General features: G+C 63.8%; 6 protein-coding genes and 1 pseudogene. 2 read left to right on the plus strand and 5 right to left on the minus strand.

Going from position 1 to position 7,672, the window contains the following annotated elements:
• Positions 1-126: 126 nt before the first annotated feature.
• Positions 127-1,626 carry a pyridoxal-phosphate dependent enzyme gene (locus tag J8I29_RS19680; RefSeq protein WP_209432943.1) on the minus strand — a complete coding sequence of 500 codons (1,500 nt, stop codon included), beginning with the start codon at positions 1,624-1,626 and terminating at the stop codon, positions 127-129.
• An 11-nt stretch (positions 1,627-1,637) separates the two neighbouring features.
• Complete coding sequence (locus J8I29_RS19685; RefSeq protein ID WP_209432944.1) at positions 1,638-2,723, minus strand: DMT family transporter; 1,086 nt, start codon at positions 2,721-2,723, stop codon at positions 1,638-1,640.
• Between the two features lie 134 nt (positions 2,724-2,857).
• Here J8I29_RS19685 and J8I29_RS19690 point away from each other — a divergent pair, with 134 nt between their 5' ends.
• Positions 2,858-4,663 carry a winged helix-turn-helix domain-containing protein gene (locus J8I29_RS19690; protein WP_209432945.1) on the plus strand — a complete coding sequence of 602 codons (1,806 nt, stop codon included), beginning with the start codon at positions 2,858-2,860 and terminating at the stop codon, positions 4,661-4,663.
• A 133-nt stretch (positions 4,664-4,796) separates the two neighbouring features.
• Positions 4,797-5,096, plus strand: a complete 300-nt coding sequence (locus J8I29_RS19695; RefSeq protein ID WP_209432946.1) for a DUF4242 domain-containing protein — start codon at positions 4,797-4,799, stop codon at positions 5,094-5,096.
• Positions 5,097-5,209: 113 nt separating this feature from the next.
• On the opposite strand, the gene J8I29_RS19700 is transcribed toward J8I29_RS19695, so the two are convergent.
• From J8I29_RS19700 to J8I29_RS19710, 3 genes and pseudogenes are all read right to left on the minus strand, one after another.
• The gene (locus J8I29_RS19700) at positions 5,210-6,208 is read right to left on the minus strand and encodes an NAD(P)H-quinone oxidoreductase (protein ID WP_209432947.1); all 999 of its coding nucleotides are present in this window, start codon (positions 6,206-6,208) and stop codon (positions 5,210-5,212) included.
• A 174-nt stretch (positions 6,209-6,382) separates the two neighbouring features.
• The gene (locus tag J8I29_RS19705; RefSeq protein WP_105865040.1) at positions 6,383-7,117 is read right to left on the minus strand and encodes a GntR family transcriptional regulator; all 735 of its coding nucleotides are present in this window, start codon (positions 7,115-7,117) and stop codon (positions 6,383-6,385) included.
• A 437-nt stretch (positions 7,118-7,554) separates the two neighbouring features.
• A pseudogene (locus J8I29_RS19710) lies at positions 7,555-7,672 on the minus strand (succinate--CoA ligase subunit alpha); the annotation flags it as partial.

Raw genomic sequence — 7,672 nt, forward strand, 5'->3', positions numbered from 1 at the left:
AGCCGCATGTCGTGCCGCATCACGGAGCCTCATGTTTCTCCTTCAGGCCAGGAAGCAGTTGCAGTGGATCTGGCGGGTTTGAAGAAGGTTACCTCGGGCTCGCGTTGGAGATGGATCTGCTGGACATCAGGCGGCGGGCCGGGCGGCGAGCCATTTCGGCAGGTAGCTCCGCGCCGTCAGCGTAATGGCGCCGGTTGGAGTAACGCCGGCTTTATCGAGCACCGATACGAGTTTGCCGGCATCATGAAGTTGAAGCAGGTCGACCGAACCGCCAACGTGAATACCGCCGATGAAGATCTGTGGGATCGTGGCCGCACCGGTCATTACTCGCAGCACCTTGCGAATGTCTCCGCCGAGATCGCCGGCCTGCATTGCCACTGAATCGAGATCAACGGAACGGAAGGGGACGCCGATGTCCTTCAGGAACCTGCGCACTGCCCAGCAGAACTCGCACCATTCCAGCGCGAACATCACCACGGGTTGGCCGGGATCCTTGATCGCCTGTTCGACGAAGTGGCGAGCATGATCGGGCGCCGGATCGATCGTTGCCACGGACACCGCCGCAGCCTGCGACGTGGGACCACCGAAGCGGCATAGTGGAGTCGAGTTCGAGATTTCCTGCTCGGCCGCATCCATCTCCTGCCCGATTGCGTCGAATAGCGGTGTCGAAAGGTAGCGCTCGCCGGTGTCGGGCACCATGAAAAGGATCCGGCTGCCTGGCCGCGCCGTCTTCGCGACGTCGAGCGCGGCCGCCAATGTCGCACCGCCCGTGACACCACAGAAAATGCCCTCCTGGCGTGCGAGTTCCCGGGCCAGACGCAAGGCCTCCGAGCCGGCGACAGGCTGGATGAGGTCGATCAGGCCGAAGTCGACAGCGTCGCCAGTCAGTTTGGGGATGAAGTCCGGGCTCCATCCCTGCATGGGGTGCGGGCGAAACAGGGGGTGGCTTGCGGCCGGGGTGGCGTCGCTCCTGTATTGCTGGCCGATGCCGCTTGCCAGCATCGGGGCGTTTTCAGGTTCCGCCACGATGATCCGCGTTTTCGGGCTTTCGGCTCGCAGGACGCGCGCCACCCCCTTGAGCGTACCGCCCGTGCCCGCCCCGGTGACGAAATAGTCGGGCCCCGTCCCCCCGAAATCACGCAATATCTCGCGGGCGGTGGTGTCGCTGTGAATATTGGCATTCGCTTCGTTCTCGAACTGCCGGGTCCAGAACCATCCATGCGCAGCCGCGAGTTCGCGCGCTTTCTCGACCATTCCGGTCCCTTTCTCGGAGGCTGGCGTCAACACGACCCGGGCGCCGAGGAAGCGCATCAGCCGCCGGCGTTCGACCGAGAAGCTCTCGGCCATCACGATGACCAGCGGGTAGCCCTTGCGGGCGCAGACCATCGCGAGGCCTATGCCGGTATTGCCGCTCGTTGCCTCGATCACGGTCTGGCCTGGCTGCAGCCTGCCGTCGCGCTCGGCGGCTTCTATGATGCCGAGCGCCAGCCGGTCCTTGACAGAGCCGAGCGGGTTGAAGGCTTCGAGTTTGGCGTAGAGTTCGATCCCCTTCGGCTCGAGGCGCCCCAGGCGTATCACAGGGGTATTGCCGATGGTTTCGAGAATAGAGCTGTAAATGTTGGACATGGTCAGATCCTTCAGGGCCGTTGGGGGTGCTGCTGGTCAGTGGTGATTGTTGCGGCGCTCGAACCGGCCGATACCGGCCGGCAGCTTCTCGATATGGTGGATTGCCGTGGCCGGGCTGGTGGTCTTCGCGCTGCAACCATCGCACCTGCTGACAGCAGCGCGGCACCGAATGCCTCGATTATGCTCGGGCTCTCATGCAGGACGATTGCTGCGATGATCACCGAAAACAGCGGCACAATCGCCGCGAAGACGGAGGCGCGCGTGGCGCCGAGCCGCCTTATGGCCCGGCCATAGCAGTAGAGTGCAGCGATGGCGGACAGCAGAGGCTGATAGAGCAGCTGCAGCAGCAGTTCCCGGGGGGCCGCGGCGAACAGATGTTTCGGACCGGACATGATCAGCCAGACCGGTGTGTAGAGCAGCAGCGATGCGACGCAAATGACCGCCGTCGCGGTTAGAGGCCGCAATCCCGTATATCTGAGCGAGACGGTGTAGCCCGCCCACATGAGCGCTCCGACGACGAAGAAGCCGAGGCCGGAGGCGTCATATCCCGCATTCCAAGTACCGGCGATCACGCAACCCGCGCCCGCCAGAATGCAGGCGATGCCGGTGATCAGCGCCCGCGTGACCGGCTCGCGCAAGAACAGCGTGGACAGGATCAATGTGAACGCCGGCAAGAGCCCCACGGTGATCGCGCCGCCAAGACCGGCCGATGTCAGTCTGACGCCGGTCGCCGCGACAAGCGCATAAGGCGCGCCGGCACCGACAACCATGAACAATAGGTGCCGAGGCGCCACCAGCCTGATTGCCGGCCAATCGCGCCAGACGAGGGGCAGGAGCAAAAGACCCGAAATGCCGAACCGCAGTGCCGCGAGGTCGGCGGCGGCAAGATCGTTGACCACACCGAGGCGTGTCACGGTCCACCAGCCGCTCCAGATCAAGGCGGCGCCGAGCCCCGACAGGTAGCCGCCCACGCCAGCTGCCAGGTCGGACCAACGAGTGGCTTGGGAGAGTATGGCTGCCTGCAATGCCAATGCTCTTGCGTCAGGGACGGCGCTGGCGTCCGGCGCTGACAGCCTGTTTTGGCGAAGTTCGGGCATGTTGCTTTTCATCCGCAGTCTAGTTTCGTAATGTGACTGCGAAAATGCGATGAGCGCTGAAGCTAGTCCTTATCGGCGGCTGATCATTTGCTGATCATTCCAAGTTTTGCGGGCTCTCACTGAGACAGGCCTCGATGCAGCACCGTTTCGGATTCTTTGAACTCGATGAGGACGCGCGCGCTCTCAGGCTGCGGGGAACGGTGCAAAAACTGCAGCCGCGCGTCTTCGATCTTCTGGTCTATCTCGTCCGAAATGCCGGCCGCGTCGTCCCGAAAGACGAACTGATGGATGCCTTGTGGCCAAATCTCAATGTCACCGAAGCATCCCTGCAGCGCGCCGTCAGCCTGGCCCGTGCGGCCCTGTCTGCCGGCGGTCTCGAGAATGCGATCCGCAGCTATGTCCGGCACGGCTACCGTTTTGCGATCGACGAGCCGAGCCTTGGTGTCGCCGTCCCGGAATTCGATGCACAGGACTCCAATCGCGCCCGGGCGCTGGCGCTTGCCAAGGCAAAGGACTGGCGCGGCGCCGCGATGGTCTTCGAGAGCCTCGATGCCGATGGACAACTTTGCGGGGCAGATATCGATGTGTGGGCGTTGGCGGTGGAATGCCAAGGCCGTCCCGCTGCCGCGATCCCGGTGCTGACCCGGGCCCTCGCCGCCTATGTCGCCGAAGGCCGGCCCAACCTCGCCGCACGAGCGGCGGTAACCATCGCCAAACTCGAGTTGGAGCGCTCCGCGCCGGCTGCCGCCTCCGGCTGGCTGGGACGCGCCGAAGCCCTTCTGGGCGACACGGAAGACCCGCGAACCACCGCCTACCTTTTGTGGATGAAGGCGCGGCAAGCGATCTTCCAGGGCCGTGCTGCGGAGGCGCTCGAATTGTCATCGCGCTCTCACAGCGCTGCCGAAGCCTGTGGCGATCCGGGTCTGATTGCGCTCACGCTTGTCTATATGGGCTTCTACAATATCTCGCTCGGCCACATCGAAGAGGGGGAGAACCAACAGAATCACGCCGCCGCCATCGCCTTGTCGAGCAATGTGGATCCGATTTTCGGAAGTCTCGTCTACTGCAACATCCTGTGGAGTTGCCGCACTTTCCCCGACTGGTCGCGCGCCCGGCAATGGAGCGAAGGCTTCGACAGCTGGAGCGAGGCGAGCTACGCCACCATACCCGGCGCTTGCGATCTGCACCGCGCGGAGATCCTCGGGGCGCAACGGGACTTGATCGGTGCGCTCGCGGCGATCGACTTGGCTCTGCCGAAGCTCTCGGAGGAGGAAGCTTGGTCGATAGGCGACGGCTATCGTGTCCGCGGCGATATTCGAGCGATGATCGGTGATCTCGACCACGCCCGGCAGGATTATGCTGCCGCCTACGCCGCAGGTTGGGATGCCGAACCCGGCAATGCCGTCCTGCTGGCGGAAACGGGCCAGGTGGAGGTGGCCCTGGCGGCACTCGACCGGGCGCTGGCCGGCGCAAGCTGGTACCATATCCAGCGGCGCGGCATCCTTTTGGCGCACAAGATGCGCATTTCCGCAATGGGCGGCCTTCGCGATATCGCAGCCGAAGCATTGAACGAATTGCAGGCGGAATCCGGCCGCTGGACGCAGCCGGCGGTGCATGCTCTCATCAATGAGGCGCATTATCTGCTTGCGGGCGACAGCGACGCGGTGCGGTTTCTGGTGCTTGCCCGTCAACTGTGGACCAGTGCCGGAATTGAGTACCATGCGGCTCGTGTTCGGCTGGAGCTGGCCCGCGTCCACATTGAAGCGGGAGACACCGCAGCGGCGCGGACCGAGATTGCGGCGGCAGAACGCACCGCCGTCCGCATCGGCTCGCGCCGGCTCAGGATGTTGGCCGCCGAGATACAGCAGAAATTGATTTCCGCTCCCCCGTCCCCCTGGCCGCACAAGGATAGGCCGGCTGTTGCCAACGTTCGTGAATGATCAACGAGAGATCAGCCGCTGGTAAGGACGGCCAAGCCGCGTCTGCCCTAGTTTCCATTTCGTCACGCATGGTGCGTGGCTGCAACACGGCATGGTCCGGGCAACGGCCCGTACATTCGAAGGAACTCAGACAATGCAACTTTATGTCATTCGCCGGCCGAGTGCCTGGGCGTCGCTCGCCGAGCTGGAAAAGGCTGGCGCCAAGTCGGCCCAGATCGGCAATGAAGAGATGTCGGACCGGGTTCGCTGGATCCGCAGCTATGTGGTGAACGAGCCGGACGGCCGCATCGGCACGTTTTGCGTCTATGAAGCCAAGGACGGCGCGGCCATCCGCGAGCATGCGCGCCGCGTCGGCATGCCGGGCGAAGAGTTCTATCCGGTGGCGACGACGGTCGTCGTGCGCCCGGATCCCGTACCGGCCGAAGCAGTCTGAAACGTCGGCACCGCGCGGCCCACGCGGCCGCCGGTGCACGAGGTCCCGGCCGGGCATATCCGGGTCTGAAGCCCGGTCCGGCTGGTCACGTCGCCGACAAGGACCAACGCGGCTTACACGGTGAGCACGATCTTTCCACTATGGCTGCTGCTTTCCATCAGCGCATGCGCCTTGGCTGCCTCCGCCAGGGGAAAGACGGCGTGGATCAGCGGGCGGCAGCGCCCTTGCGCCAGCAGGGGCCAGGCATGCTCTTCCACTGCCGCTGCGATGGCCGCCTTGGCCGCCACGGATTGGGCCCTCAAGGTGGAGCCCATATGGCTCAGGCGCTTGGTCATCAGCCGCACGAAGTCGATCTCGACCTTCGAGCCTTGCAGGAAGGCGATGTTGACAATGCGGCCTTCCAGCGCCGCTACCTCATAATTCTTGGCGATATAGCTGCCGCCCACCATGTCGAGGATGACGTCGGGGCCGCGCTTGTCCGTCGCCTGCTTGACGGCCGCGCTCCAGTCCTCGGCCTTGTAGTCGATGGCGATATCGGCGCCGAGCTTGCGGCAGATCTCGCATTTCTCCGGCGAGCCCGCGGTAACGATGACGGTGGCGCCGAAAGCCTTGGCCAGCATGATCGCCGTGGTGCCGATGCCGGAGGAGCCGCCGTGAATGAGGAGGGTTTCGCCACTCTGCAGGCGGCCCCGCTGGAACACATTGTGCCAGACGGTGAAGAAGGTCTCGGGGATGGCCGCGGCCTGGACCATGTCGAGGCCATCAGGAACCGGCAAGGCATGGCCGGCATCGGTCACGGCATAGGGCGCATAGCCACCGCCGGGGGTGAGGGCGGTGACCTTGTCGCCGACCTTCCAGCGGGCAACCTTCGGGCCGATGGCGACCACCTCGCCGGCAACTTCCAATCCCGGCAGGTCGGAGGCGTCCTTGGGTGGCGGATAGGCGCCGGCGCGCTGCAGCACATCCGGGCGGTTGACGCCGGCGGCTGCAACGCGGATGAGAATCTCGTTGTCGCCGGGGCGCGGCACCGGGCGCTCTTCCGGCACCAGCACTTCGGGGCCGCCGGGCCGGCTGATGGCGATGGCGGTCATGGATGCGGGCAGGTCGGGCATGGCGGATTCCAATCGTATCGGGGCAGGGGAACGATTGAGCTATTTGCCCTGATCGCTCTTCACGAAGCAAAGCTCGTTTCCGCAAAAACGCGGCTTTGCTCCACGACCTTGTTTCGGCGTGTCATTGCGATCCATGGCTCTTCCATCAAATCGCAGATCATTCTGGCTGCACTCTCAGTCGAAGATGCCTTCGCTGTGCTTGGCGACATAGTCCGCCAGGCCCAGCGTATGGTCGCGCGCATAGGCCTCAGCCTTGGCGATGTCGCGCTTTTCGAGCGCCTCGATGATGTTGAGGTGGTCGACGATCGACTTGCTGGCGCGATCGTCGCGGCCGATGGTGATCTGGCGGATGCCGCGCACATGCAGCACGAGGTTTTCGGTCATCTCGGCCAGGATCTGCGAGCCGGAGAGCTCGATCATGGTCTGGTGGAAGCGGATATTGGCGGTCGAATATTCATGCGGATAGTCGGCCGGCTTGTGGGCGTCGTTGAACTCCTGGAAGATCGTGCGCAACCGCGCGATTTCCCGGTCGCTGGCGCGCTGGCAGATCAGGCGCACCGCCATGCTTTCCAGCGCGGCCCAGGCCTGGATCATCTCGATCACCTCGCGCTTGGTCTTCTTCAGCACGATGATGCCGCGCCGGGGCAGGGATTTGACGAAACCCTGTTGCTCGAGCATGGCGATGGCTTCGCGAACCGGCGTGCGGCTGACGCCAAGGCGCTCGGAAAGCTGGCGCTCGTCGATCCAGGTTGGCTCGGGCGAGGAGTAGATGTCCATATTGGCGATGGCGTGCTTGAGCGCGGTATAGACCTTGGTCTTGTAGGTCTGTTCCGGAGAGAAACGTTCCAGCACCAGTTCGGGAGTGGATTCGTCGGCAATCGGCCAACGCGCTTGAATTTTTGGAGCCACGAACTCTTCCTCTCTCAAATCGCCCACAGCGTACTTGTGATTTGGCGGAATCGCCAGGAATCGCAAAGACGCGTCGGAATCAGCAGCTGGAGCAAGGAGCGTTTCGTTCAACGCGCTTTGCTTGAGCTGGACCAGATAGCGCCATGCTCTTCATAGAGCATATAAGCTATCCGGTCTTGCATTAGGTATACCTAAAACGGTTTATGGGGCGCGCCTGAGCCGGCGATAGCCGGTCATCCGGTTCGGAAGAACGATTCCTGTCGTCATTCTCGTCGTGGCATTTTCGGTGCAGCCTGCTTTCGTTCCGTCATCTTTTTGGCGGCGGGTCTGCGCTGATGCGCACCCGCCGCCGGAAGGAAAGGCCCATACCACCCGGGAGAAGGCGGTATGGTGAATGTCGGGGGACCGGCATTCATGAGTGTTGCGGGAGCGCCGGTTCAGCCCGTGGCCGCCTGCCGGCGCCGGGGCGACCAGTCGCTCAGCAGTTCGGTGAGCGTGGTGCCGAGGCGTGCCGGGGAGGGAGAGACCCTGACGCCAGCGGCTTCGAGGGCGGCG

The organism is Labrys sp. LIt4, from assembly GCF_017813775.1.
Lineage (GTDB): Bacteria > Pseudomonadota > Alphaproteobacteria > Rhizobiales > Labraceae > Labrys > Labrys okinawensis_A.

What these genes read in the sequence shown, in the direction of transcription:
- J8I29_RS19695 (WP_209432946.1), top strand. Translation starts at nt 4,797, where the DNA reads ATGCAACTTTATGTCATTCGCCGGCCGAGTGCCTGGGCGTCGCTCGCC.
- J8I29_RS19685 (WP_209432944.1), bottom strand. Translation starts at nt 2,723, where the DNA reads ATGCCCGAACTTCGCCAAAACAGGCTGTCAGCGCCGGACGCCAGCGCC.
- J8I29_RS19690 (WP_209432945.1), top strand. Translation starts at nt 2,858, where the DNA reads ATGCAGCACCGTTTCGGATTCTTTGAACTCGATGAGGACGCGCGCGCT.
- J8I29_RS19680 (WP_209432943.1), bottom strand. Translation starts at nt 1,626, where the DNA reads ATGTCCAACATTTACAGCTCTATTCTCGAAACCATCGGCAATACCCCT.
- J8I29_RS19700 (WP_209432947.1), bottom strand. Translation starts at nt 6,208, where the DNA reads ATGCCCGACCTGCCCGCATCCATGACCGCCATCGCCATCAGCCGGCCC.